The sequence below is a fragment of the Streptomyces sp. NPDC006458 genome, from assembly GCF_040612135.1.
In the GTDB taxonomy this organism is placed as follows: domain Bacteria; phylum Actinomycetota; class Actinomycetes; order Streptomycetales; family Streptomycetaceae; genus Streptomyces.
Genome location: NZ_JBEXPR010000005.1, coordinates 314,066 through 336,033, shown reverse-complemented (window position 1 = coordinate 336,033; position 21,968 = coordinate 314,066). Strand labels below are relative to the sequence as shown.

The following is a 21,968-nucleotide window of genomic DNA, read 5'->3' as shown; positions in this document are numbered from 1 at the left end:
CATGAGTGAGCCGATCACCAGGATCCCCGCCCCCGACGGCGTCGCCCCCGCCGCCGCGTACACGCATGTGGTGACGGGCACCGGGCGTTTCGTGGCCGTGTCCGGCCAGCTGCCGCTCGACGAGAACGGCACGCTGGTCGGCCCGGACGACCCCGAGGCCCAGGCGCGGCAGGTCTTCGAGAACATCCGGCGCTGCCTCGCCGCCGCCGGGGCCACCTTCGAGGACGTCGTCAAACTCACCTTCTTCGTCACGGACATGGCGTACCTGCCGGCGATCCGCGCGGCCCGCGCCGCGCACATCGCGGACGACCGGCTGCCGGCCGCCTCCGCGGTGCAGGTCGCCGCGCTGGTGGGCCCGGAGTACCTGATGGAGATCGAGGCCTACGCGGTGGTGGCCCGGTGACGCCGCGGGTGCGGGAGATGACGCTCGCCGACTGCGACCGGGTCGCCGAGATCCGCGTCGGCGGCTGGCGGTCCGCCTATCGCGGCCTCATGCCCCAGCCTTACCTGGACTCGCTCAGCGTCGCCGCGGACGCCGACCGCCACCGCGCCCGGTTCGTGGCCGCCGACAGCGTCGCGGTGAACCTGGTCGCCGAGCGGGAGCCGGGCGGCGAGATCGTCGGCTGGGCCTGTCACGGCCCGTACCGGGACGGCGAAGTGCGCACCACGGACGCCGAGTTGTACGCGATCTACGTGGCCCCGGAGCACTACGGCGACGGGGTCGGCCGCGCTCTGCTGGCGGAGTCCGTACGGCGCTGCACCGCCGCCGGCCACGCGCGGATGCTGCTGTGGGTGCTGAGGGAGAACATCCGCGCGCGGCGGTTCTACGAGCGGGCGGGGTTCGCGGCGGACGGCGCCGAGGAGCCCTTCGAGGCGGGCGGGGCGCTGGTGCCGGAGGTGCGGTACGCCAGGGACCTCATCTCTGCCGGGGGATCCGCGCCAGGGCGTGTACCGCGGCCTCCGCGAGGGTGGGATGGGCGAGGGCCTCGTTGAGGACGGTCCTGGCCCTCGGGTCGCCGAGTGTGCCGAGCCCCTCGACACAGGCGAGGGCCACGCGCCGGTAGGGGTCGTGCGGGCGCAGCCGCCGTTCGAGGGTGGCGATCAGCGCGGGCACCGCCTCCGGGGCCCGCAGCTCGACCAGCAGTCGCACCGGGTGCAGGGCGTAGGCGACGCGCAGTTCGTTGGTGGCCAGGGCGGCGGCCGCGCGGGCGGTGCGCGGGTCGCCGAGGCGGGCCAGGGCGTGGGCGGCGGAGGCGCAGCGCTGCGGGTCGCGGTGGTTGAGCAGCAGGACGAGGGACTCGAAGGCCCGCCGGTCGCCGGCCAGGCCCAGCCGGAACGCGGCCAGTTCACGGGCCCACAGGGGCTGTCCGGGGGCGGTGAGCACCTGCGCCAGCTCGGCCTCGTCGCTCGCCGCGAGGTGCTCGAAGGCGGGCGTGGCCCCCGACTCCTGCCGTAAGCGCTCCGTGAGCGATCGCGACTCTTCGTCCATGAGGTGGAGCGTAGGGGGGATCGGCGAGCAGGGGGACGTACATCACAAAGTCCGGGGGCTGGCGTGCTCGTTACCCGCCGGTTAAGCTCAGACGAGCGAGTTACCCACTCGCTTCAACGCTCGTGGCGGTTTGGTGACGCAGCCGCCATGAGAGCAGTCGGTTCGGTGCTTCAGGCACCGCAGTGCGACCCGGCCAAGGGACAGGGCCGGTCGGATTCCGCCGTACGGCGGGCGTGTGCGCGCCCCTCGAAGCGGCGCCGGGCGTGTGCGCTCGCAGCCCGGTCCTCACACCCGCATCTCTCACGCACCCGGTGCGCCCTTCGGCGCACCGGGTCGCGCTCCCAGTCGTCACCCTCAATTCTGGAGTCCCGCGATGGCCACTCCCCTGTCCGACACCCCTCTGTCCCCGTTCAAGACCATTGCCGTGGTCGGCCTCGGCACGATGGGCACCGGCATCGCCGAGGTGCTCACCCGGGCCGGCCGCGAGGTCATCGGCATCGACATCAACGAGGCGCAGGCCGCGAGGTGCGTCGCCGCCCTGGACGCCGCCACCGCCCGTGCCGTGGCGCGTGAGCGCCTCACGGAGCAGGAGCGCGCGGACGTCCTCGCCCGGCTGCGCACCTTCACGGACCTCGGCGCCGCGGCCGAGGCCGACCTGGTCATCGAGGTGGCCCCGGAGTCCTACGAGATCAAGCAGCAGATCTTCCGTGAGCTGGACCGGATCGTGCGCCCGGGGACGATCCTCGCGACCGGCACCAACGCGCTGTCGGTGACCCGGCTGGCCGCGGAGTCCGAGCACCCCGAGCGGGTGCTGGGCCTGCACTTCTTCAACCCGGCGCAGCAGATGCGGCTGGTGGAGATCGTCTCCTCGGTGCTCACCGCCCCGCAGGCGGTCGCCGCGGTCACCGACCTGGCGATCGAGCTGGGCAAGGAGCCCGTGGCGGTCGGCGACCGGCCCGGTTTCGTCGCCGACGGCCTGCTGTTCGGCTACCTGAACCAGGCGGCCGCGATGTACGAGTCGAAGTACGCCTCCCGCGAGGACATCGACGCTGCGATGCGGCTGGGCTGCGGTCTGCCCATGGGCCCGCTGGCCCTGCTCGACCTGATCGGCATCGACTGCGCGAGCCGGGTCCTGGAGGCCATGTACGCCGAGTCGCACGACCGGCTGCACGCCCCGGCGCCGATCCTGAAGCAGCTCAGCGAGGCCGGGCTGACGGGCCGTAAGGCGGGCCGCGGCTTCTACACCTACGAGGCTCCGGGCAGCGCCACCGTGGTGCGCGACCCGCTCACCCCGCTGGAGGGCGGCGCGCTCTCCGGCGGCCGGACGGTCTCCTCGGTCGGTGTCGCGGGCTCGGGCACCATGGCGTCCGGCATCGCGGAGGTGTTCGCCAAGGCGGGCTTCGACGTGGTCCTGGCGGCCCGCAGCGCGGAGAAGGCCGAGGCGGCCAAGGCCCGGATCGGCAAGTCGCTGAACCGCTCGGTCGACAAGGGCCGGATGACGGCCGAGGCGGCCGCCGAGACCCTGGGGCGGATCACCCCGGCCGGCTCCTACGACGCGTTCGCCGAGGTCGATCTGGCCGTCGAGGCGGTCGCGGAGGACCTGGAGATCAAGCAGCAGCTGTTCGCGACGCTGGACAAGGTCTGCAAGCCGGGCGCGATCCTGGCCACCACCACGTCCTCGCTGCCCGTCGTGGCCTGCGCCCGCGCCACCACGCGCCCGCAGGACGTGATCGGCATGCACTTCTTCAACCCGGCGCCGGCCATGAAGCTGGTCGAGGTGGTCCGCACGGTGCTGACCGCCGACGACGTCCACGCGACGGTCCGCGAGGTCTGCGCGAAGATCCGCAAGCACGCGGTGGACTGCGGCGACCGGGCGGGATTCATCGTGAACGCGCTGCTGTTCCCGTACCTGAACAACGCCATCAAGATGGTCCAGGACCACTATGCGACGCTGGACGACATCGACGCCGCGATGAAGCTGGGCGGCGGCTACCCGATGGGCCCGTTCGAGCTGCTGGACGTCGTCGGACTCGATGTCTCCCTGGCCATCGAGCAGGTGCTGCACCGCGAGTTCCGCGACCCCGGCCTCGCCCCCGCGCCGCTCCTGGAACACCTGGTGGCAGCGGGCTGCCTCGGCCGTAAGACGGGCCGGGGTTTCCGCGAATATGCCCGGCGCTGACCGGGTCGGCGACTGGTTCCGGACCGGGGAGGACTGGGGCGGGCTGCTCGAACCGGCTGGCGCCGGGCGGCCCGCCCGCGGACCCGCTCCCCCGCCCCCCGAGGGTGGGGGAACCCCCGTGCGTGCGCACCGAGCTGCGCACATGCAGTACGTTCGGGGCATGTCCCAGCCCGCCAAGTCCTCACGTACTCCTGCCACACCCGACGCGCCGGAAAGTGCCGCGGGGTCCCGCGCGGCGGCCCAGCGGCTCAAGATGCGTCGTGAACTGGCGGCCGCGGCGATGGAGCTGTTCGCGACCAAGGGGTACGAGGCGACCACCGTCGACGAGATCGCGGCCGCGGCCGGGGTCGCGCGCCGCACCTTCTTCCGCCATTTCCGGTCCAAGGAAGAGGCGATCTTCCCGGACCACGACGACACCCTGATCCGCGCCGAGGCGGTGCTCAACGCCGCCCCCGCCCATGAGCACCCCCTCGACACCGTGTGCCGGGGCATCAAGGAAGTCATGCGGATGTACGCGGCCCGGCCGGAGATCTCGGTCGCCCGCTACAAGCTCACGCGCGAGGTGCCCACCCTGCGCGAGGCGGAGATCGCGTCGGTGGCCCGCTACGAGCGCCTCTTCACCCGCTATCTGCTCGGCCACTTCGACGAGCACGCGCACGACGACGACGCCAACGACGACCCGCTGCTGGCCGAGGTCGCCGCCTCCGCCGTGGTCACCGCCCACAACCACGTGCTGCGCCGCTGGCTCAGGGCCGGCGGCCAGGGGGACGTGGAGGCGCAGCTCGACCACGCCTTCGCCATCGTGCGCAAGACGTTCGGCAACGGCATCGGCGCGGGCCGTACGAGCGCCGACGCGGCCCGTTCCGGGCCGGCGGCCACGGTCTCCGGGACGGGCGAGGTACTGGTGACGGTGGCGCGCACGGACGCCCCGCTGGACGAGGTCATGCGAGCCATCGAAGAGGCACTGAAGGAGCGCTGAGTCACCTCGTCCCTGTGATGACGGCCACCCCTCGGGGTGGCCGTTTTGGCACGTCAGGGGCCCTTTTCCACCGAGTCTCCAGCGATATTCGATCGATCATCGCTCATTTGTTACGTAAAGATTTCACCTGAGCCCAATTCCTGGCACTCAGTGCCTTGCCAGGTGACACGGTGTGCCATACGTTGATGTTGTCCGGGTGGTCGGCGCGCAGTGGTCCTTCGCGCGTCGGCTGTCCCCGCAACCTCTGGTTCGCCGCCCGGACGCCTGCGTCACAGGCAACCTCCCGCGCCACAAAGCGCTGCCGTTTCAGCACCACTCGCCGAACCGACGGCACCCGGAAACCACCCTCAGCATCGCCGTAGCCCTCAAGCGCCCCTCCCTCAGGGCGCTCCCACAGCACCCCTCCCTCAGGGTGCGCATCGCCGGAGGCAACACCGTGACCACGAAGGACATCCTGGACGCGATCCAGTCGCCGGACGCGACGTCCGCCGACATCGCCGCTCTGCCGCTGCCCGAGTCGTACCGCGCGATCACCGTGCACAAGGACGAGACCGAGATGTTCGCGGGGCTCGCGACCCGCGACAAGGACCCGCGCAAGTCGATCCACCTCGACGAGGTCGCCCTGCCCGAGCTGGGCCCGGGCGAGGCCCTGGTGGCCGTGATGGCCTCCTCGGTCAACTACAACTCGGTGTGGACCTCGATCTTCGAGCCGCTGTCGACCTTCGGCTTCCTGGAGCGCTACGGCAGGCTCTCCGAGCTCACCAAGCGGCACGACCTGCCGTACCACATCATCGGCTCCGACCTCGCGGGCGTCGTCCTGCGCACCGGCCCCGGCGTCAACGCCTGGAAGCCCGGTGACGAGGTGGTCGCGCACTGTCTGTCCGTCGAGCTGGAGTCCTCCGACGGCCACAACGACACCATGCTCGACCCCGAGCAGCGCATCTGGGGCTTCGAGACCAACTTCGGCGGCCTCGCCGAGATCGCCCTGGTCAAGTCCAACCAGCTGATGCCCAAGCCGGGCCACCTCAGCTGGGAGGAGGCCGCCGCGCCGGGCCTGGTGAACTCCACCGCCTACCGCCAACTGGTCTCCCGCAACGGCGCCGGCATGAAGCAGGGCGACAACGTCCTGATCTGGGGCGCGAGCGGCGGTCTCGGCAGCTACGCCACCCAGTTCGCGCTGGCCGGTGGCGCCAACCCGATCTGTGTCGTCTCCAGCGACCAGAAGGCGGACATCTGCCGCTCGATGGGCGCCGAGGCGATCATCGACCGCAACGCCGAGGGCTACAAGTTCTGGAAGGACGAGACCACCCAGGACCCGAAGGAGTGGAAGCGCTTCGGCAAGCGCATCCGTGAGCTCACCGGCGGCGAGGACATCGACATCGTCTTCGAGCACCCGGGCCGCGAGACCTTCGGCGCCTCGGTCTTCGTCACCCGCAAGGGCGGCACCATCACCACCTGCGCCTCGACCTCGGGCTACATGCACGAGTACGACAACCGCTACCTGTGGATGTCGCTGAAGCGGATCATCGGCTCGCACTTCGCGAACTACCGCGAGGCCTGGGAGGCCAACCGCCTCATCGCCAAGGGCAAGATCCACCCGACCCTGTCGAAGGTCTACTCCCTGGAGGAGACCGGCCAGGCCGCCTACGACGTGCACCGCAACCTCCACCAGGGCAAGGTCGGCGTGCTCTGCCTGGCCCCCGAGGAGGGCCTGGGCGTGCGCGACGAGGAGATGCGCGCCAAGCACATCGACGCCATCAACCGCTTCCGCAACATCTGAGACACCCGGGGTCATAGATGACTGAGCGTCAGAACGCCGAAGGGTGGCGGCGGAAGGACCGGCCGTGGCTCATGCGCACGTACGCCGGACACTCCACGGCCGAGGCGTCCAACGAGCTGTACCGGCGCAACCTCGCCAAGGGCCAGACGGGACTGTCGGTCGCCTTCGACCTGCCGACCCAGACCGGCTACGACTCCGATCACATCCTCGCCCGCGGCGAGGTCGGCCGGGTCGGGGTTCCGGTCGCGCACCTCGGTGACATGCGCCGGGTGTTCCAGGACATCCCCCTGGAGCAGATGAACACCTCGATGACGATCAACGCCACCGCCATGTGGCTGCTGGCGCTCTACCAGGTCGTCGCCGAGGAGCAGGGCGCGGACATCACCAGGCTCCAGGGCACGACCCAGAACGACATCGTGAAGGAGTACCTCTCCCGCGGGACGCACGTCTTCCCGCCGGGGCCCTCGCTCCGCCTCACGACGGACATGATCGCGTACACGGTCTCCCACATCCCGAAGTGGAACCCGATCAACATCTGCAGCTACCACCTGCAGGAGGCGGGCGCCACGCCGGTCCAGGAGATCGCGTACGCGATGTCCACCGCGATCGCGGTGCTCGACGCCGTGCGCGACTCGGGGCAGGTTCCCGCCGAGAAGTTCGGGGACGTCGTGGCCCGCATCTCCTTCTTCGTGAACGCGGGAGTCCGCTTCGTCGAGGAGATGTGCAAGATGCGGGCGTTCGGACGGATCTGGGACGAGATCACGCGCGAGCGGTACGGCATCGAGAACCCCAAGCAGCGCCGGTTCCGCTACGGCGTCCAGGTCAACTCCCTTGGCCTGACCGAGGCGCAGCCGGAGAACAACGTCCAGCGGATCGTCCTGGAGATGCTGGCCGTGACGCTGTCGAAGGACGCACGCGCGCGTGCCGTCCAGCTCCCGGCCTGGAACGAGGCCCTCGGCCTGCCGCGGCCCTGGGACCAGCAGTGGAGCCTGCGCATCCAGCAGGTCCTGGCCCACGAGAGCGACCTGCTGGAGTACGAGGACATCTTCGCGGGCTCGACGGTGATCGAGACCAAGGTCGCCCAGCTCGTCGAGGACTCCCTCGCGGAGATCGACCGGATCCAGGAGATGGGCGGCGCCATGGCCGCCGTCGAGTCCGGCTACCTCAAGTCGCAGCTGGTCTCCTCGCACGCCGAGCGCCGGGCGCGCATCGAGTCCGGCCAGGAGAAGATCGTCGGCGTCAACATCTTCGAGACGACCGAGACGAACCCGCTCACCTCCGACCTGGACACGGCGATCCAGACCGTCGACCCGGCGGTCGAGGCGAAGGTCATCGCCTCCCTCCAGCACTGGCGGGACACGCGCTACCAGCCGCCCTTCAACCACCCTCGCCCCTGCAAGGCGCTGGAGCGCCTGAAGGAGGCCGCGAAGGGCACCGCCAACCTCATGGAGGCCACCCTGGAGTGCGCCCGCGCCGGTGTCACCACCGGCGAGTGGGCCGGGGCCCTGCGCGAGGTGTTCGGCGAGTTCCGCGCCCCGACGGGCGTCTCCTCCGCGCCGGTCGCCGTGCCGGCCGAGGCGGGCTCCGCGCTCAGCGAGGTCCGCCGCAAGGTGGAGGACACGGCCCGCGAGCTGGGCTCGGGCAAGCTGCGCTTCCTGGTCGGCAAGCCGGGCCTGGACGGGCACTCCAACGGCGCCGAGCAGATCGCCGTCCGTGCGCGCGACGCCGGCTTCGAGGTGGTCTACCAGGGCATCCGGCTCACCCCGGAGCAGATCGTGGACGCGGCCCTCGCCGAGGACGTGCACGCGGTCGGCCTGTCGATCCTGTCCGGCTCGCACGCCCAGCTGGTGCCGGACGTCCTGGAGCGGCTGCGTGTGGCCGGTGCCACAGATATCCCGGTGATCGCCGGTGGCATCATCCCGAATGGTGACGCCGAACAGCTGCGGGCCGCCGGAGTGGCCGCGGTGTTCACCCCGAAGGACTTCGACATCACCGGAATCATCGGCCGCATCGTCGACGAGATCCGGAAAGCGAACAAGCTCGACCCCCTGGAGGTCCCCGCATGACGACCGCCCACCCCGCCCCCGCAACGAGCGGCTCCGCCGCGCAGCCCTTCAACCGCCTTCGCCCCCGGCGCTCCTGCCTGGCCGTGCCGGGCTCGAACCCGCGCTTCCTGGAGAAGGCCCAGGGCCTGCCCGCCGACCAGGTCTTCCTCGACCTGGAGGACGCGTGCGCGCCGCTCGCCAAGCCCGAGGCGCGGCACACCATCGTCAAGTTCCTCAACGAGGGCGACTGGACGGGCAAGACCCGCGTCGTGCGCGTCAACGACTGGACGACCGAGTGGACGTACCGGGACGTCGTGACCGTCGTCGAGGGCGCCGGGCAGAACCTCGACTGCATCATGCTGCCGAAGGTGCAGACCGCCGAGCAGGTCGTCGCGCTGGACCTGCTGCTGACGCAGATCGAGAAGACGATGGGCTTCGAGGTCGGCAAGATCGGCATCGAGGCGCAGATCGAGAACGCGCAGGGCCTGAACAACGTCAACGCCATCGCGCAGGCCTCCCCGCGCGTGGAGACGATCATCTTCGGCCCGGCCGACTTCATGGCGTCGATCAACATGAAGTCGCTGGTCGTGGGCGAGCAGCCGCCCGGCTACCCGGCGGACGCCTACCACTACATCCTGATGAAGATCCTGATGGCCGCCCGCGCCAACAACCTCCAGGCGATCGATGGCCCCTACCTGCAGATCCGCAACATCGACGGCTACCGCGCGGTCGCGCAGCGCGCCGCCGCGCTCGGCTTCGACGGCAAGTGGGTGCTGCACCCGGGCCAGGTCGAGGCGTCCAACGAGATCTTCTCGCCGTCGCAGGAGGACTACGACCACGCCGAGCTGATCCTGGACACGTACGACTACTACACGTCCGAGGCGGGCGGCAAGAAGGGCTCCGCGATGCTCGGCGACGAGATGATCGACGAGGCCAGCCGCAAGATGGCCCTGGTCATCTCCGGCAAGGGCCGGGCCGCCGGTATGCGACGCACCAGCAAGTTCGAGATCCCGGAGGCGTGACGATGCAGTTCGGACGCACCTACGAGGAGTTCGAGGTCGGCGCGACGTACAAGCACTGGCCGGGCAAGACGGTCACGGAGTACGACGACCACCTGTTCTGTCTCCTCACCATGAACCACCACCCGCTCCACATGGACTCGAACTATGCGGAGAAGACGACGGACTTCAGCAAGAACGTCGTCGTGGGGAACTACATCTACTCCCTGCTGCTCGGCATGAGCGTGCCGGACATCTCCGGCAAGGCCATCGCCAACCTGGAGATCGAGTCGCTCAAGCACGTCGCGCCGACCTTCCACGGCGACACGATCTACGGCCAGACGACCGTGCTCGACAAGTGGCCGTCGAAGTCGAAGAACGACCGCGGCATCGTCTACGTCGAGACCAAGGGCTACAAGCAGGACGGCACCCTGGTGTGCCTCTTCCGCCGCAAGGTGATGGTGCCCACCGAGACGTACATCAAGGAGCGCGGCGGCGAGCAGCCCGGCCGCCCGGAGCTGACCGCGCCCGCGGAAGAGAACACGGAGAAGTAAGCCATGGCCCGTCTCGCCCAGACCGCCGGTCTGACCGACGTCCAGCAGGAGATCCTCGCCACGGTCCGCGACTTCGTGGACAAGGAGATCATCCCGGTCGCCACCGGGCTGGAGCACCGCGACGAGTACCCGCAGCAGATCGTGGACGGCCTGAAGGAACTCGGCCTTTTCGGTCTGATGATCCCGGAGGAGTACGGGGGTCTGGGCGAGTCGCTGCTCACCTACGCGCTGTGCGTGGAGGAGATCGCCCGCGGCTGGATGTCGGTGTCCGGCATCATCAACACGCACTTCATCGTGGCGTACATGCTCAAGCAGCACGGCACGCAGGAGCAGAAGGACCACTTCCTGCCGCGCATGGCGGCCGGCGACATCCGTGGCGCCTTCTCGATGTCGGAGCCGGGTCTGGGCTCCGACGTGTCGGCCATCACGTCCAAGGCGGTCAGGGACGGCGACGAGTACGTTCTCAACGGCCAGAAGATGTGGCTGACGAACGGCGGCACGTCGTCCCTGGTGGCCGTACTCGTCCGGAGTGACGAAGGACTCACCCCCGAAGAGGCGGCGGCCAAGCCCCACAGGTCGATGACGACCTTCCTCGTGGAGAAGGAGCCCGGCTTCGGAGAGGTCCGCCCCGGCCTCACCATCCCGGGCAAGATCGACAAGATGGGCTACAAGGGTGTCGACACCACCGAGCTGATCATGGATGGCCTGCGGATTCCGGCCGATCGCGTGCTCGGCGGGGTCACCGGGCGAGGTTTTTACCAAATGATGGACGGGGTCGAGGTCGGCCGCGTCAATGTCGCCGCGCGTGGCTGCGGTGTCGCTCACCGCGCCTTCGAGCTCGGCGTCCAGTACGCCCAGCAGCGTCACACTTTCGGCAAGCCGATCGCCCAGCACCAGGCGATCCAGTTCAAGCTGGCCGAGATGGCTACCAAGGTCGAGGCCGCGCATGCCATGATGGTGAACGCGGCACGCAAAAAGGACTCCGGGGAGCGAAACGACCTCGAAGCAGGGATGGCGAAGTACCTCGCCTCCGAGTACTGCAAGGAGGTCGTCGAGGACGCCTTCCGGATCCACGGCGGCTACGGCTTCTCCAAGGAGTACGAGATCGAGCGCCTCTACCGCGAGGCTCCGATGCTGCTGATCGGTGAAGGTACCGCCGAGATCCAGAAAATGATCATCGGACGCAGGCTGCTCGAAGAGTATCGATACCAGGGCTGATTGCCCGGGAACGGGGTGTTTTCTTCGAGAAGAAGATCACAACCCGTAGGCACTCCTCGGCCGCCGACTCGGCTTCCTGGCTTACCCAGTTGCGGCTCTTAACCGCTACGATCGCCGGAAAGCCGCCGTCCCCCCTCAAGCGCGGCATCATCCGCTACGAAGGTCATCCATGCCCCACAGCCAAACCTCTGCACCACGCGACAGCCGGGCCGGCGTACGCCTCGCGCGCGGAGCATCGCCGTGGCTTCTCCCGACCGTCGCCACCGCAGCACTCAGCCTGGCCAGGGCCCGCCGCTCCGGCGTCGCCAAGGCCGTCGCCGTACCCGCCACCGCTCTCGCGGCGGGCATGCTGTGGTTCTTCCGCGACCCCGAGCGCGAGATCGCGAAGGGCCGGGTCATCTCCCCCGCCGACGGTGTGGTGCAGAGCATCATGCCGTGGAAGGACGGACGGACCCGGGTCGCGATCTTCATGAGCCCGCTCAACGTCCACGTCAACCGCGCCCCCCTCGCGGGCACGGTGACGTCGGTCGAGCACGTCCCGGGCGGCTTCGTTCCCGCTTTCAACAAGGAGAGCGAGAACAACGAGCGGGTCGTCTGGCACTTCGACACCGAGCTCGGCGACATCGAGATGATCCAGATCGCCGGCGCGGTGGCCCGCCGCATCGTCCCCTACGTGCCGCAGGGCACCAAGGTCGAGCAGGGCGACCGCATCGGTCTGATCCGCTTCGGCTCGCGCGTCGACATCTACCTCCCGGAGGGCGTCGAGATCGCGGTCGAGGTCGGTCAGAAGACCGTGGCTGGGGTGACTCGCATTGACCGTGATTGACCCGGAGACCCAGACCGAGTGGGTGCCGGAGGCCGATGAGACGGACGAGGAGGAGATGCCGCTCTCGCTGCGCCTGTCGATAGCGGACACCCTCACCCTCGGCAACGCCACGTGCGGCTTCATGGCGGTGTACTTCACCACCACCGGCATCCTGATCCCGCACCTCACCGGCAGCCAGGAGTCCGGCATGGCCCGCCACAGCGCGGCCACGGCGGTCATCCTGATGCTCTGTGCGGCGGTCTTCGACCTCTTCGACGGCCTGGTGGCGCGCAAGCTGCGCTCCTCGCCGATGGGCGCCGAGCTGGACAACCTCTCGGACCTGATCAGCTTCGGCCTCGCGCCGGCGTACTTCGTCCTGGTCTACGGCATGGTCGCGGACGACGCCCACCAGCGCGTGGCGGCGGTGGGCGCGATCGTGGTCCTGCTCGCGGTGGTCCTGCGCCTGGCCCGGTTCTCCTGTGTGACGCCGCGGAACGGCATGTTCCAGGGCATGCCCTCCCCCTTCGGCGCGCTGACGGTGGTCTCGATCGTCCTGCTGGAGCTGCCCTTCGTGGCGACCCTGCTGGCGATCATCGGCACCGCCTGGCTGATGGTCAGCCGGGTCGAGTACCCCAAGCCGCGGGGCCGCCTCGCGGTGGCGATGCTCTCCTGGATCGTCCTCAGCATGGGCCTGCTCACCGCCTGGGCCTTCGACGCCCCGAGCGGCGAGGTCCTCCTGCAGACCGGCTGCGCCCTGCAGCTGGTCACGGGCGCGGTGATCCCCCTGTTCGCCACCGCCCGCCGGGTGAACAACTTCCGCGACAACCGCCGCGAGGCGCGGGCGGCACAGCTGCCGTAACGCCTCAACACGAAGGGGCCCGAGCTCGAAACGAGCTCGGGCTCTTTCGTCGTACAGCACCTTCCCAGCGCCCCGCCGCCGGAGTGGGCGGGCAAAGCCCCATTAATCCGGCAAAGGGCCCGGGTTCGAAGGGGCGGAGGCTCCTGGAGCCCTTGGCGGCGCCGAAAGGCGAAGCCCCCTGTGGGGTCCAAGGGGCACAGCGCCTCGCGGGGTCCAAGGGGCGGAGCCCCTGGCGGGATCGAAGGGGCGGAGCCCCCACGGGGCGAAGGGGCAGAGCCCCTGGCGGCGTCCAAGTAGCGGCGGCCCCCCACGGGACCGAAGGGCACAGCCCCCAAGGGGCACAGCCCCCCACAGGGCCCGAAGGGGCGGAGCCCCTCGCGCGTCTAAGGGGCGCAGCCCCCCACTATGCCGAAGGGGCAGACCCCCTGGCGGGGTCCAAGGGGCGGCGGCCCCCCACGGGGCCGAAGGGCACAGGCCCCACGAGGCAGCCCAAGGGGCACAGCCCCTCACAGGGCCGAACGGGCGGAGCCCCTCGCGGGATCGAAGGGGCGGAGCCCCCCCCCACTATGCCCCTGGCCGGGCCGAAGGGGGGCAGAGCCCCTAACGGGGTCCAAGGGGCGCAGCCCCTCGCGGGGTCCAAGGGGCGGAGCCCCTGGGGGATGGGACGGGTAGGGGCGGCGGGGGCGAGAAAACCCGGCCTCAGGTGAGGAAGTCCCGGGCGACGGACTCGGCCACCCGCTCCAGAATCGGCCCCGCATCCGCGATGCACCTGGCCACGTCGGGCTCGACCTCCGTGAGCGGGTAGGCCCGGCGGATCCCGGCGCGGCCCAGCGCCTCCGGGGGCAGCGCGAGCCGCCCGCACACCGCGACGACCTCCTTGTCGGCGGCCCGCGCGGCGGCCGCGACCCCCGCGGGGGCCTTGCCGTGCAGGGTCTGCTCGTCCAGCGAGCCCTCACCCGTGATCACCAGCGACGCCCGCTCCAGCGCCGGGGCGAAGCCCAGCACGTCCAGCATGACCTCGATACCGGGGCGGAACCCGGCCCCGACCAGCAGGGCTCCGTAGCCGACGCCCCCCGCCGCACCGGCGCCCGGCGACGCCGCGAACTCGGCGGCACGCGCCCCGACAGCGTCCTCCAGCACCTTCGCGAAGTGGCCCAGCGCCTCGTCCAGCGCCCGCACGTCCTCCGGCGAGGCACCCTTCTGCGGCCCGTACACCGCGGGCGCCCCCTTGGGCCCGGTCAGCGGATTGTCGACATCGCTGGCCAGCACCAGCTCCACCTCGGAGAGCCGGGGGTCGAGCCCCGACAGATCGGCCGAGGCCAGCGCGGCGAGCCCGCCGCCGCCCGGCGGCACCGGCTCCCCGGACGCGTCCAGGAACCGCGCGCCCAGCGCGGCCAGCATCCCGGCCCCGCCGTCCGTGGTCGCACTTCCGCCGACGCCGAACACGATCGTGCCGGCCCCCGCGTCCAGCGCGGCCCGCAGCAGTTCCCCGGAGCCGTACGTGGACGCCGTGAGGGGCGCGAAGACACCCTCCGGCAGCCGCTGGAGCCCGCTCGCCTCGGCCATCTCCACCACGGCCGTGCCCGCGCGCAGCGCGAACGCGGCGGTCACCTGCTCGCCGAGCGGTCCCGAGACCCGTACCTCACGCCGTTCGAACCCGGCCGCGACCGCCGCGTCGACGGTCCCGTCACCGCCGTCGGCCACCGGCAGCGCCTCGACCTCGATCTCCGGCACGACCCGGCGCAGTCCCGCGATCACCCGCTCGGCGACCTGCACCGCCGTCAGCGACCCCTTGAACTTGTCCGCGGCAACGAGCACCCTGTGGGTGCCTTCCAGCGCAGCGTCAGCCACCTTGCAATCCCCTTGCTCTTCGAGCCTTGCGCATGTCAAGGCAGTCGCGCCGCTGCGACCATAACGTCAGCACACCACGCCCGTCATGCCCCCGCCCACAGCGTGGAACCCGCGCCACCGGTCCCGGAACGGGGTAGACCTTCCTCCATGACCTCTGTGGGCACCGACCCGACCACGCTCGCCGACCGCGTGCACGGCGGCTGGCTGGGCCGGATCGCGGGCAACATGCTCGGCAAGCCGGTCGAGCAGGGCGAGGTGTGGACGCCCGCCCGTATCGACCGCTATCTGCGCAACGCCGGCGCGCTTCCGCTCACCGACTACCTCCCCGAGCCCGCGACCGCCGCCGACGAGGCCGCGCTGCGCCCCGAGTGGCGCCAGTGCGTACGCGGCCGCGTCCACGGCAGCTGCCGCGACGACGACATCGACTACGCCGTCCTCGGGCTGCACCTGCTGGAGCGGCACGGCTTCGGGTTCAGCACCGAGCAGGTCGGGGACCTGTGGCTCATGTGCCTGCCGTATCTGCAGACCTTCACGGCGGAGCGCGTGGCGTACCGCAATCTCGCGAACGGGCTGCGGCCGCCGCTGACGGCGACGTACGACAACCCCTACCAGGACTGGATCGGTGCCCTGATCCGCGCCGACATCCACGGCTGGACCTGCCCCGGCAAGCCGCGCCGGGCCGCCGCGCTGGCCCGCCGGGACGCGGTGCTGTCGCACACCGGCAACGGCGTCTACGGCGCGATGTGGGCGGCCGCGCTGATCGCGGCGGCGTTCACCGCGGGGACCGTCAGGAAGGCGCTGGAGGAGGCCCTCGCGGTGATCCCCGGCGGCAGCCGGCTGGCCAGGACCGTGCGCCGGGTGACCTCGCTGCACGAGAGCGGTCTGAGCTGGGAGGAGACGCTGGCCACGGTCACCGAGGAGACCGCGGGCCTGGGCTGGATCCACGTCGTGCCGAACGCGGCGGTGATCACCGCCGGCCTGCTCTACGGCGACGGCGACTTCACCCGGACGATCGCGCTGACCGTCCGCGGCGGCCTGGACACCGACTCCAACGGCGCCACGGCCGGCTCGGTGGCCGGCGTGCTGACGGGCGCCCGGGGCATCCCGGCGCACTGGACGGACCCGCTGGAGGACACCGTCCGCACGGCGGTGTTCGGCTTCGACGGCGTACGCATCAGTGAGCTGGCGGAACGCACCCTGCGCCTGGCCGGGTCCGGCGACTGAGAGCCGGCCGCGGACGGCCGTCGCCGCGCCCCCGTGCGCCCCCGCGAGAAGGTTCGCGCTCGGTACTCTGCCCGGGTGACCACTGCTGACTTCGCCGCGTACATCGCGAGCCTGCCCCGTGTCCTCGTCGGCGCCGCCGCCCTGTTCCGGGACGCCGAGGGGCGCGTCCTGCTCGTCGAGCCGAACTACCGAGAGGGCTGGGGCCTGCCGGGCGGCACCGTCGAGTCGGACGACGGGGAGAGCCCGCGCCAGGGCGCGCGACGGGAGACGGCCGAGGAGATCGGTCTGGACCGCGAGATCGGACGGCTGCTCGCGGTGGACTGGTCCTCCGGCCCCGGCCGGCCGCCGCTGGTGGCGTACCTCTACGACGGCGGGGTCCTCGGCGAGGACGACCTCAAGGCGATCCGGCTCCAGGAGGACGAGCTGCTGTCCTGGCGGATGGTGGCCCGCGCGGACCTTCCCGAGCTGCTGCTGGGCAACCTCGGCCGACGGGTCCTCGCCGCGCTGGACGTGATCGAGTCCGGCGCGGGCACGGTCGAGCTGGAGAACGGCCTCCCGGTCGGCTGACCCGGCGCGGGCGTCAGCCCTCGACCTCACGGGGCGGGGCGTTGCGGTCGTGCAGCGCCTCGTCCTGCTCCAGGACCCTGGCCTCGGTGCGGTGCCCGCGCTGGATGTAGTCCCGCACCACGAGCTCGACGGCGTCCTGAGGGTTGCCGACGCCGGAGAGCACCATGGCTTCCACGACGATCTCGGCGTCCAGGGAAATGCTGACCTTGGCCATGCCCCGGACGCTAGCAGCCGCCGCCCCCGCGCGGCAGGGATATCCCCTCGCCGCCCCGGGACAGCCCGCCTACCCTCGGATCCATGACCAAGCCCCTCGTGGCGATCCTGAGCGGCGCCGGAATCAGCACCGACTCCGGGATCCCCGACTACCGCGGCCCCAACGGGCTGTGGCGCAAGGATCCCGAGGCCGAGAAGCTCGTGACGTACGAGTACTACATGAGCGACCCGGACATCCGGCGGCGCTCCTGGCAGCTGCGCCGCCGCAACCGCGCGCTCCAGGCCGAGCCGAACGCCGCGCACCGGGCGGTCGCGGAGCTGGAGCGGTCCGGGGTGCCGGTGCGAGTGATCACGCAGAACGTGGACGGCCTGCACCAGCTGGCCGGGATGCCCGCCCGCAAGGTCCTCGAACTCCACGGCACCGCAAGGCAGTTCGTCTGTACGCAGTGCGGGGTGCGCGGGCCGATGGAGGACGCCCTCGCCCGCGTCGAGGCCGGCGAGGCCGACCCGGCCTGTCTGGCCTGCGGCGGCATCCTGAAGTCCGCCACCGTCATGTTCGGTGAGCGCCTCGACCCCGAGGTCCTCGGTGAGGCCCTCGCCGTCACCAAGGCCTGCCACGTCTTCATCGCCGTCGGCACCAGCCTCCAGGTCCAGCCCGCCGCCGCCCTGGCCGGCCTCGCCGGCGATCACGGCGCCCGCCTGATCATCGTCAACGCGGAGCCCACGCCGTACGACGAGATCGCCGACGAGGTCGTACGGGAACCGATCGGCACGGCGCTGCCGCACCTGCTGAGCACGCTCGGCACGGGCGGTGACCAGGTCTCCTGACCCGAGGCCTCTCGGGCCGGCCGGCTAGGCGCGGATTCCGTCGCAGGCGATGGACAGGCGGCGGGGGCCGCGCAGTACGGCGTTCTGGCGGTAGGGGGGCGGGTCCTCCACGAGGCGGGGGTTCTCCAGTCTGCGGGCCAGTTCCGACAGGGCGAGCTGGGTCTCCAGACGGGCGAGGGGGGCGCCGAAGCAGCTGTGGATGCCGCTGCCCATGCCGAGGTGCTGGATGTCCGGGCGGTCCGGGTCGAAACGGTCGGGGTCCGCGAAGCGCTGGGGGTCGCGGTTGCCCGAGGCCAGGACCAGCCAGAGGGCCGAGCCCTTGGGGATGGTGACGCCGCGGACCTCGATGTCGGCGAGTGTGGTGCGCTGCGGCACCAGTTGCACCGGCGGCTCGAAGCGCAGCAGTTCCTCGACGAGGGGCACGGCCAGGCGCGGCTCGGTGCGCAGCCGCTGGAGGACGTCGGGGTGGCGCAGCAGGGTCAGCATGCCGTTGGTGATGAGGTTGACCGTGGTCTCGTGCCCCGCGATCAGCAGCAGCGCCGCGGTGCTGAGCAGCTCCATCGTGGTCATCGGGCCGTCCTCGCCCTTGGCCGTGGCCAGTTGGGAGAGCATGTCCTCGCCCGGGTTCCTGCGGCGCTCCTCGATCAGGCCCGCCAGGTACATGCCCAGCTCCATCCGGGCGTCGTGCGCGCCCTTGCCCCGCTCGGCGGGATCGGCGTCCGGGTCGGGGTCCAGGCTCGCGGCGAGGGTGTCCGCCCAGACGTGGAAGCGCGCCTCGTCCTCGCGCGGCACCCCGAGCAGCCGGCAGATCACCGTCACCGGGAACGGGTACGAGAACTGCTCGACCAGGTCGATCCGGCCCGGGTCGCCGATGCCGTCGATCAGTGCGGTGACGATCTCCTGGAGCTCCGGGCGCATCCCGTCCACTCGGCGGGGCGAGTGCGGCGGGCCGAAGGGCCGGTTCGTCATCCGGCGCAGCCGGTCGTGCTCCGGCGGGTCGAGCTTGAGGAAGCCCGGCGGCAGCGCGCCCTCCTCCTGGGAGGCCTCGGGCAGCGGGTCGCCCGTGTGCGAGGCCAGGTTGCGGGCGTCGGAGCTGATCCGGGGATCGTGCAGCAGGCTGCGGATCTCGTAGTACGTGCTGACCACGTACGGCCCGTCCTCCTCGTGGTGGACCGGCGACTTCCGCAGCTCCTCATAGATCGGGTACGGGTCGGCCCGGTTGGCGTAGTCCAGGATCTGGTGCAGCAGGGTTCGCGTCATGGCAGGTCCTTGTGGCCGTGCGGGTCAGTGCGCGGGGGTGAACGTCATCCGGCGGTCGGCCGGCGCGTATCCGCTGAGGGACACGGTGGGGCCGTGGGTGGGGATCGAGGGGTCGGGGAAGTCCGCGTCGAGCGGCCGCTGTCCCTCCGGACGCCGGTCGACCGTGGCGAACGGCGGCGGGAACGGCGCGGTGGACTCGATCAGCTCCTGGTAGAACGGCAGCCACCGGGCCTGGTCGAAGGCGACGGCGCCGATGACACGCCCCTGATAGCCGTAGACGCCGATGAACCGGCGGTCCGCGAGCGAGCCCTGCGCGATGAGGATCTCCGTCGCCAGCGACGGCACTCCGACCGACTTGATGTTGATCCCGAACTGTGAGGACCAGAAGGCCGGCACCTCCATGTGCGGCACGCGTTCGGGGCTCTCGCTGAGCATGTTGTGCGCCGCGATCCCGGCCTGGGTGACGGCGTTGCCCCAGTGCTCCAGGGACAGGAACTGGTAGCCGAACAGGGGGTGCGGGCAGCGGGCGACGTCGCCCGCCGCGTAGATGTCGTCGGTGACGATCCCGCGGATGTCGAAGGCACGGCAGCCCGCGTCGCAGGCGATGCCCCGGGGGCCGGCCCCGAGTCCGGACCCGGCGAGCCATTCGGTGTTGCGCAGGGCACCGAGCGAGACGATCACCACGTCGCTCTCCACGGTGGAGCCGTCGGACAGATGCGCGGCGCGCACCCGTCCCGCGGCGTCGCCCTCCAGGGCGGTCACCATGACCCCGCACCGCAGGTCCACCCCGTGTTCCCGGTGGAGCTCGGCGGCGACCGCGCCGACCACCCCGCCGAGCGCGCCGACCAGAGGCGCGGCGCCGCGCTCGGCGACGGTGACGGGCAGGCCCCGTTCACGGCAGGCGGAGGCGATCTCCGAACCGGTGAATCCGGCCCCGATGACGAGGACCCGTCGGGGTTCCGCGTCCAGCCGCCTGGCCAGCGCGGCGGCGTCGTCGCGGGTCCGCAGCACGAAGACCCCGTCCAGTTCCGCCTCGGCCTCCTGCGGCCACGGCCGCGCCCGGACCCCGGTGGCGATCAGCAGCCGGTCGTAGGGCACCTCGTCGCCGTCGGCCAGCCGCACGCGCCGGGCCGTCATGTCCAGGCCGCTGGCCGCGACCCCGAGCCGCCAGGTCGCGTCGACGGACCGGAGCCGCGGCAGTGCGGTGCGCTCGGCGTTCGCGCTGCCCAGCAGCACCTGCTTGGACAGCGGCGGGCGGTCGTACGGCTCGTACGGCTCGTCGCCGATCATGGTCAGTGAGCCCGCGAAGCCCTTGGCCCGCAGGGTCTCGGCGGCGCGCAGACCGGCCAGCGAGGCGCCGACGACGACGATGCGGCCCTCACGCCTGAGGTGTTCCAGGGATACGTCACCGGGCATCGGGCACCGCCTCGGCCGGTACGTCCACGGCGTCGACCAGGATCGCCTGGACGGGGCAGGCCGCGGCGGCCCGGGCGAGCTTGTCGCGCTGGGCCTCGTCGGCGTCCGGGTCGTACAGCAGCGCCTCGTCGCCGTGCATGACGAAGACGTCGGGGGCGAGGAACGCGCACTGCGCATACCCCTGACAGCGGTTCAGATCGACGGCAATCCTTACCACGGGATCGGTCCTCTCCAAGGGCCCGGTCATTCCTCCTGACCACTCTCGGTGGCCTCGCGGGACACGGCGACGAGGGGGAGACCGTTCGAGTGACGGCGGGGCCGGGTCAGGCCGGGGCGGCGGGGCGTGCCGACGCGGGACGCCGGCCCCACAGGATGTTCAGGCTGAGCACGAGCGCCCAGACCGGGAAGATCAGTTCGGACCAGGGCACGTTCGCTCCCATCACCAGCAGCGCCAGGCCCGACAGATAGCCGAGGACCACGAGCGGGCGAGGGAGCACGCCGAGTCTGCGGCCGATGGTCGAGGTCGTGATGATGAACACCGCCGCCATTCGCATGGCGTACGTGGTCAGCAGGGTGTAGGTCAGACGACGGCCGAAGTCGGAGCTCTGCGGGCTCTCCCCGAGCACGCTCCCGGCCGCCGCGGCGGCGGCGAACAGGGTGGCGACGAAGATCAGGCCGCTGCCCAGGAACACGGTGGAGACGAAGCGGTCCTCGCCCTCGCCGGCCTGCTCGCGCAGGGCGCCCATGAACCACAGGAACGCGATCCCGGCGAACGGCAGCAGCGCCAGCGCCGTCCGCACGGCGCTGCGCTGTCCGGAGTCGGTGGTGACGTCCCCGCCGTCGGCACCGCCGGGCAGGGCGACCCGGACCAGGACGATCACCGCCGCCATCAGCAGCGCGAACACCACCCCGGCCACTCCGGCGGCCCAGGCGGTCGCGAGGCGCTCGTGCTTGCGCACCATGGTCTCCCTGACGATGAGCTGCCGGGGCACGGAGCCGCGCCGCGCTGTCGCGCACGCGGAGGACCGTGGGCGGCCGGTGGACATCCCGGCGTCGGGCCGGGAAGGCGGAGGCGTCCCGGTCTCGGCCGGGGACGGGGGCTGTGGTCGATCCGGCTTCCGCCGAGGACGCGGGGGCTGTGGTTGATCCTTCCGGCTTCCGCCGAGGACGCGGGGGCTGTGGTCGGTCGTCCCGGGCTCGGCGCAGGACGCGGGGGCTGTGGTCGATCCGGCTTCCGCCAAGGACGCGAGGGCTGTGGTCGGTCGTCCCGGGCTCGGCCCAGGACGCGAGGGCTGTGGTCGATCGTCCCGGCTTCCGCCGAGGACGCGAGGGCTGTGGTCGGTCGTCCCGGGCTCGGCCCAGGACGCGGGGGCTGTTGTGGTCCCAGTCCTGGTCGGGGACACGGGGTCTGTGGTCGTCGGTACAGGAGACAGAGGGTCTGTTTCGAGCCGCCACCGGCCGAGGGTGCGGGGCCCGTGGTCCTCGGCTTCCGCCGAGGACACGGCGCTCGCGGCCGTTCCGGCGTGAGCCGAGACGGCGGGGCACTGGGCCGGTCGGCCTCGGCCAAGGACACGGGGGCCTGTTGCCGCCCCGGCCTCGCCACGAAGGCCGCGAAGGCCGCGAAGGCGAGCCGCGGCCTCGGCCTACGGGGCGGCGCGTTCGGGCCTTCCGGGCCTCGGCCAGGGTCACGGGACCCGCGGCCG

The 21,968-nt window shown here is 71.4% G+C and carries 21 protein-coding genes; 14 read left to right on the top strand and 7 right to left on the bottom strand.

Annotated elements, in window-relative coordinates; translation table 11 throughout:
- The first annotated feature begins 1 nt into the window (after window position 1).
- Together ABZZ79_RS09670 and ABZZ79_RS09665 are read left to right on the top strand one after the other, a co-directional pair.
- A complete protein-coding gene (locus ABZZ79_RS09670; RefSeq protein WP_356688252.1) occupies window positions 2-403 on the top strand; it encodes a RidA family protein in 402 nt (133 codons plus the stop codon).
- A 17-nt stretch (window positions 404-420) separates the two neighbouring features.
- Window positions 421-993 (top strand): GNAT family N-acetyltransferase, encoded by a 573-nt coding sequence (locus ABZZ79_RS09665; RefSeq protein WP_356688302.1) that lies wholly within the window; start codon window positions 421-423, stop codon window positions 991-993.
- Here ABZZ79_RS09665 and ABZZ79_RS09660 read toward each other — a convergent pair.
- Complete coding sequence (locus ABZZ79_RS09660; protein WP_356688250.1) at window positions 917-1,489, bottom strand: adenylosuccinate lyase; 573 nt, start codon at window positions 1,487-1,489, stop codon at window positions 917-919. The two genes, ABZZ79_RS09665 and ABZZ79_RS09660, sit on opposite strands and share 77 nt — an antisense overlap.
- Window positions 1,490-1,862: 373 nt before the next feature.
- On the opposite strand from ABZZ79_RS09660, the gene ABZZ79_RS09655 reads away from it, so the two are divergent.
- The 9 genes from ABZZ79_RS09655 (at window position 1,863) to pssA (ending at window position 12,906) form a co-directional block, all read left to right on the top strand.
- On the top strand, window positions 1,863-3,668 hold the full coding sequence (locus ABZZ79_RS09655) for a 3-hydroxybutyryl-CoA dehydrogenase (RefSeq protein ID WP_356688248.1): 1,806 nt from the start codon (window positions 1,863-1,865) through the stop codon (window positions 3,666-3,668).
- A gap of 160 nt (window positions 3,669-3,828) precedes the next feature.
- Entirely contained in the window at window positions 3,829-4,647 is an 819-nt protein-coding gene (locus ABZZ79_RS09650; RefSeq protein ID WP_356688246.1) for a TetR family transcriptional regulator, read from the top strand.
- Between the two features lie 436 nt (window positions 4,648-5,083).
- The gene (gene ccrA, locus ABZZ79_RS09645) at window positions 5,084-6,427 is read left to right on the top strand and encodes a crotonyl-CoA carboxylase/reductase (protein ID WP_356688244.1); all 1,344 of its coding nucleotides are present in this window, start codon (window positions 5,084-5,086) and stop codon (window positions 6,425-6,427) included.
- Between the two features lie 17 nt (window positions 6,428-6,444).
- A complete protein-coding gene (locus ABZZ79_RS09640) occupies window positions 6,445-8,493 on the top strand; it encodes a protein meaA (RefSeq protein WP_356688242.1) in 2,049 nt (682 codons plus the stop codon).
- The gene (locus ABZZ79_RS09635) at window positions 8,490-9,494 is read left to right on the top strand and encodes a CoA ester lyase (RefSeq protein ID WP_356688240.1); all 1,005 of its coding nucleotides are present in this window, start codon (window positions 8,490-8,492) and stop codon (window positions 9,492-9,494) included. Before ABZZ79_RS09640 ends, ABZZ79_RS09635 begins: the two co-directional genes overlap by 4 nt.
- A 2-nt stretch (window positions 9,495-9,496) precedes the next feature.
- Window positions 9,497-10,024, top strand: a complete 528-nt coding sequence (locus ABZZ79_RS09630) for a MaoC family dehydratase (protein WP_356688300.1) — start codon at window positions 9,497-9,499, stop codon at window positions 10,022-10,024.
- Window positions 10,025-10,027: 3 nt separating this feature from the next.
- On the top strand, window positions 10,028-11,242 hold the full coding sequence (locus tag ABZZ79_RS09625) for an acyl-CoA dehydrogenase family protein (protein WP_356688238.1): 1,215 nt from the start codon (window positions 10,028-10,030) through the stop codon (window positions 11,240-11,242).
- Between the two features lie 169 nt (window positions 11,243-11,411).
- Window positions 11,412-12,068 carry a phosphatidylserine decarboxylase gene (locus ABZZ79_RS09620; RefSeq protein WP_356688236.1) on the top strand — a complete coding sequence of 219 codons (657 nt, stop codon included), beginning with the start codon at window positions 11,412-11,414 and terminating at the stop codon, window positions 12,066-12,068.
- Window positions 12,055-12,906, top strand: a complete 852-nt coding sequence (gene pssA / locus ABZZ79_RS09615) for a CDP-diacylglycerol--serine O-phosphatidyltransferase (protein WP_356688234.1) — start codon at window positions 12,055-12,057, stop codon at window positions 12,904-12,906. The genes ABZZ79_RS09620 and pssA overlap by 14 nt, the downstream gene beginning before the upstream one ends.
- A 699-nt stretch (window positions 12,907-13,605) precedes the next feature.
- Here the strand turns inward: pssA and ABZZ79_RS09610 are convergent.
- Window positions 13,606-14,742 (bottom strand): glycerate kinase, encoded by a 1,137-nt coding sequence (locus ABZZ79_RS09610; protein WP_356688298.1) that lies wholly within the window; start codon window positions 14,740-14,742, stop codon window positions 13,606-13,608.
- A gap of 162 nt (window positions 14,743-14,904) precedes the next feature.
- Here ABZZ79_RS09610 and ABZZ79_RS09605 point away from each other — a divergent pair, with 162 nt between their 5' ends.
- On the top strand, window positions 14,905-15,981 hold the full coding sequence (locus tag ABZZ79_RS09605) for an ADP-ribosylglycohydrolase family protein (protein WP_356688232.1): 1,077 nt from the start codon (window positions 14,905-14,907) through the stop codon (window positions 15,979-15,981).
- A gap of 75 nt (window positions 15,982-16,056) precedes the next feature.
- The gene (locus ABZZ79_RS09600) at window positions 16,057-16,548 is read left to right on the top strand and encodes an NUDIX hydrolase (RefSeq protein ID WP_356688230.1); all 492 of its coding nucleotides are present in this window, start codon (window positions 16,057-16,059) and stop codon (window positions 16,546-16,548) included.
- 13 nt (window positions 16,549-16,561) lie between these two features.
- On the opposite strand, the gene ABZZ79_RS09595 is transcribed toward ABZZ79_RS09600, so the two are convergent.
- Window positions 16,562-16,762, bottom strand: a complete 201-nt coding sequence (locus ABZZ79_RS09595) for a DUF2191 domain-containing protein (RefSeq protein WP_356688228.1) — start codon at window positions 16,760-16,762, stop codon at window positions 16,562-16,564.
- Between the two features lie 83 nt (window positions 16,763-16,845).
- Between ABZZ79_RS09595 and ABZZ79_RS09590 the strand changes: the two genes are divergently transcribed.
- Entirely contained in the window at window positions 16,846-17,589 is a 744-nt protein-coding gene (locus tag ABZZ79_RS09590) for a Sir2 family NAD-dependent protein deacetylase (protein WP_356688226.1), read from the top strand.
- Window positions 17,590-17,613: 24 nt separating this feature from the next.
- On the opposite strand, the gene ABZZ79_RS09585 is transcribed toward ABZZ79_RS09590, so the two are convergent.
- The 4 genes from ABZZ79_RS09585 to ABZZ79_RS09570 form a co-directional block, all read right to left on the bottom strand.
- Window positions 17,614-18,849 (bottom strand): cytochrome P450, encoded by a 1,236-nt coding sequence (locus ABZZ79_RS09585; protein ID WP_356688224.1) that lies wholly within the window; start codon window positions 18,847-18,849, stop codon window positions 17,614-17,616.
- A gap of 24 nt (window positions 18,850-18,873) precedes the next feature.
- A complete protein-coding gene (locus ABZZ79_RS09580; RefSeq protein WP_356688222.1) occupies window positions 18,874-20,265 on the bottom strand; it encodes an FAD-dependent oxidoreductase in 1,392 nt (463 codons plus the stop codon).
- On the bottom strand, window positions 20,255-20,512 hold the full coding sequence (locus ABZZ79_RS09575) for a ferredoxin (RefSeq protein ID WP_356688220.1): 258 nt from the start codon (window positions 20,510-20,512) through the stop codon (window positions 20,255-20,257). The genes ABZZ79_RS09580 and ABZZ79_RS09575 overlap by 11 nt, the downstream gene beginning before the upstream one ends.
- A 76-nt stretch (window positions 20,513-20,588) precedes the next feature.
- Window positions 20,589-21,227 carry a hypothetical protein gene (locus ABZZ79_RS09570; protein ID WP_356688218.1) on the bottom strand — a complete coding sequence of 213 codons (639 nt, stop codon included), beginning with the start codon at window positions 21,225-21,227 and terminating at the stop codon, window positions 20,589-20,591.
- Window positions 21,228-21,968: the final 741 nt, after the last annotated feature.